The organism is Flavobacterium sp., from assembly GCF_035456085.1.
Lineage (GTDB): Bacteria > Bacteroidota > Bacteroidia > Flavobacteriales > Flavobacteriaceae > Flavobacterium.
Map to the genome: position 1 here is coordinate 1 of NZ_DATIDY010000005.1, position 3,141 is coordinate 3,141.

Below are 3,141 nucleotides of genomic sequence, written 5' to 3' on the forward strand. Positions count from 1 at the left end.
GCTGCATTTGGAGATAAACAAGTGATTGTAGAGCCAGAAAGAGTAGTTCATGCACTTCACACTATGTTGGACGAAACTACACAAAAATATGTAGAAGGTTATCGTGATGCCGTAAACAAAATGTCTGAAATGTTAATAGGTGTTGATGAAGAAGCCGGATCTTATTATGAAAATGGAGAAACTGATTTTGAAGTAGAATCTATTGGTTCAACTTGGGGATTGAAAGCAACCAACGTAACTCCAACGGCTTTCTTAAAATATAATCCATATAGCGGAGCAGGAATTAAAGTTGCCATTCTAGATACCGGATTTGATTTTAGCCATCCTGATTTTGCTGGAAGACCTATTATTTCACATAGTTTTATTACTGGTGAAACTGCCCAAGATGGTCATGGTCATGGTACACATTGTACAGGAACATCTTGTGGACCTAAAAGTCCTGCACCTGCAATTGAAAGATATGGAATCGCATATGATGCAAAAATTTACATTGGAAAAGTCTTGAGTAATTCTGGTCATGGAGCAGATGGAGGAATTCTTGCTGGTATCAACTGGGCTGTTGCCAATGGTTGTGCAGTTATAAGTATGTCCCTTGGAGCTCCTACTTCTGGACCTGGTTACTCTACCGTTTTTGAATCAGTTGCAGCAAGTGTATTGGCTAAAGGTACTTTAATTGTTGCAGCTGCAGGAAATGATTCTTCTCGACCAGGAACTGTTAGACCAGTTTCTCATCCAGCCAATTGTCCTTCAATTATGGCAGTAGGTGCAGTTGATGTTTCTTTAAATATTGCTTATTTTTCTAATGGTGGACTTTATCCATCATATGGTGCTGTAGATATTATGGGACCTGGAGTTAATGTTTTTTCTTCTACAAAACTCCCAACTAAATATGCAACTTGGAGTGGAACAAGTATGGCAACACCTCACGTTGCTGGGATTGCTGCATTGTATGCTCAGGCAACAGGTCTTAAAGGAATTAATTTATGGAAAAAACTACTTACAACAGCAAAACCTTTACCAGCTATAGGAGTAGGTTTGGTACAAGCTCCAACAAAAATAAAATTACTTCCTATTCCAAGACCAATACCACGCCCAATTCCATTTCCTAAAGTACCAATTTTGAAAGATCCAAGTTTTTCTAATGATTCTGCCAATCCAATCGGGGAGATTCAAGAGTTTTAAAAAATAAAATTTGCCATGAATTGCACAATAAAAACGGATTATGTCATTGCAATCTCAACCAACCAATTAAATCGTGATGTAATTAGATTTTTTGAATTATGTAAATTGAAATGTTAGCTATTAACTATCAAAAACAATTGTGTAATTTATGGCAAATTATAACAGGTACGTTTTTTCTATAAGCGACCTATAGCAAAATAAATTATGAAAACAAAATTGGTAATTTCCGTCAAACAAGGGTTAATACAACAAGTTGCTGCTGCTTTACAAGCAAAAGGAATTTCTGATATTGAAATTCTGGAAATGATAGGAGTAATTGTTGTAAGACCAAATAACATTTCGATCACTGAAGTCAAAAAAATTGATGGTGTAGAAAATGTTGAAGAAGAGAGAGATGTGAGTATCTAAAATAATTCCCTGATAATAAAATTGCCACAGGTTTTGTCTGTGGCAATTTTTTTGAAATATCTTTTAAAAAATGTATTTTCTAAAACAACATTTGTGCTAAAGGCGTAAGTGATTGCGCTGATTTTGGCAACAAAGGTGTCAAGGCTTGAAATTGAGCTGGTGTAATTAATTTTTTTATTTTAGTTATAAAGGATTCTCTTGTGGCGGTCATTTTGGAAGTATAACCAGCTAAATCCGTTTTTTTGGTTGGTAAAACACTTTTCTTTTTGTTCAGAATCTCATTGACTAATGAATTGACGGCTGGTTTTTGAGCATCCGTTAGTTTTAATTTGGGTGATAAAAGTCCCATAACTTGATTGGAAATAGTAGCAACATCAAATGTACTTGCCGCAGCTGCCGTTTTAGTAGCAGTGTTGGTTGCTTTTGTAATATCTCCAATGGTTTGTGCATTGGCAAATGTGTAAGTTCCAAACAAAATAGCCGCAATTATAAGTTTCTTTTTCATAGTGTATATTATTTTAGTTGTTCTATCCTTTAAAGTTATTAAAAAAAATATGAATTTTTTAAATTATTTGTATTTAACTGGTTAATAATCAGTTTTTTTACATGTAAGAAGTGTTGAGTATAATTTATAATAATAGAATGATGTCATCTGTATTCGTTATATGTTTTATACTTAATTTAGTAACTTAGAATGGTCTTTTTAGAATAGCAAAAGACATTTATAATAAAATAAACCTATTCGATAACCTGAATAACTTCAACTATGTCAAACATTGGATTAATTATAGAAGAAAGAGCTGCCGATATTGGTAACTTTCTTGTTGGTAGACTGTTGCCTTTCCGACAAAAACGTGCTGTTGGACCTTTTGTATTTTTGGATCATATGGGACCTGCAGATCTCAAAGATTATCAAAACCTGGATGTGCCTCCGCATCCACATATCGGATTGTCGACGCTTACTTATTTGTTTGAAGGGGCAATTTTGCACAGGGACAGCACGGGTATCGAAATGGAGATTACTCCCGGCGCTGTCAATTGGATGACTGCTGGTAAAGGTGTAGTTCATTCTGAGCGTACTCCTGAGTATTTAAGAACTACTGATAAAAGACTTCACGGCCTGCAAATTTGGGTAGCATTACCAAAAGAGAAAGAAAATATTGAACCTTCATTTACCCATATTGAAGCCAAAGATATTCAAGAGTGGGAACAAGACAATGCTAAAATTAAATTGATCGCGGGCGAGGCTTTTGGTAGAAAATCTTTAGTGCCGGTTTATAGTCCTTTGTATCTGATTGAAATCAAAAGTAAATCCAAAACAACTTTGAATATTGGAAACGAACTTTTTGGCGAAAGCGCGATGTATATTTTGGAAGGAGAAATAAAAAGCGATGGAAATACATATACTTCAAAACAAATTCTGGTTGCCAAAGAAAGTAGTCTTTGTCAGTTTGAAATGAGTGAAAATGCTACGATCTATATTTTTGGAGGAGAACCATTTCCTGAAGAGCATTTTATTTATTGGAATTTCGTTCACTCTGATAAAGCTGT

General features: G+C 34.8%; 4 protein-coding genes. 3 read left to right on the forward strand and 1 reads right to left on the reverse strand.

Annotation, left to right across the window (positions count from 1 at the left end; all coding sequences use genetic code 11):
• Both VLC96_RS00240 and VLC96_RS00245 read left to right on the forward strand, forming a co-directional pair.
• Positions 1–1,182, forward strand: a 1,182-nt coding sequence (locus tag VLC96_RS00240; protein ID WP_325259893.1) for a S8 family peptidase, incomplete at its 5' end; no start/stop codon positions are given.
• A 204-nt stretch (positions 1,183–1,386) separates the two neighbouring features.
• Complete coding sequence (locus VLC96_RS00245) at positions 1,387–1,590, forward strand: hypothetical protein (RefSeq protein WP_325259895.1); 204 nt, start codon at positions 1,387–1,389, stop codon at positions 1,588–1,590.
• A 79-nt stretch (positions 1,591–1,669) separates the two neighbouring features.
• Here VLC96_RS00245 and VLC96_RS00250 read toward each other — a convergent pair whose 3' ends face one another.
• Positions 1,670–2,095, reverse strand: coding sequence for a hypothetical protein (locus VLC96_RS00250; RefSeq protein WP_325259897.1), 426 nt, complete (start codon positions 2,093–2,095; stop codon positions 1,670–1,672).
• Between the two features lie 261 nt (positions 2,096–2,356).
• On the opposite strand from VLC96_RS00250, the gene VLC96_RS00255 reads away from it, so the two are divergent.
• Positions 2,357–3,141 (forward strand): pirin family protein (locus VLC96_RS00255; RefSeq protein ID WP_325259899.1); only part of this gene is annotated, 785 nt, incomplete at its 3' end.

Coding starts and splice junctions, on each gene's coding strand:
- VLC96_RS00250 (WP_325259897.1), bottom strand. CDS start 2,095: ATGAAAAAGAAACTTATAATTGCGGCTATTTTGTTTGGAACTTACACA.
- VLC96_RS00245 (WP_325259895.1), top strand. CDS start 1,387: ATGAAAACAAAATTGGTAATTTCCGTCAAACAAGGGTTAATACAACAA.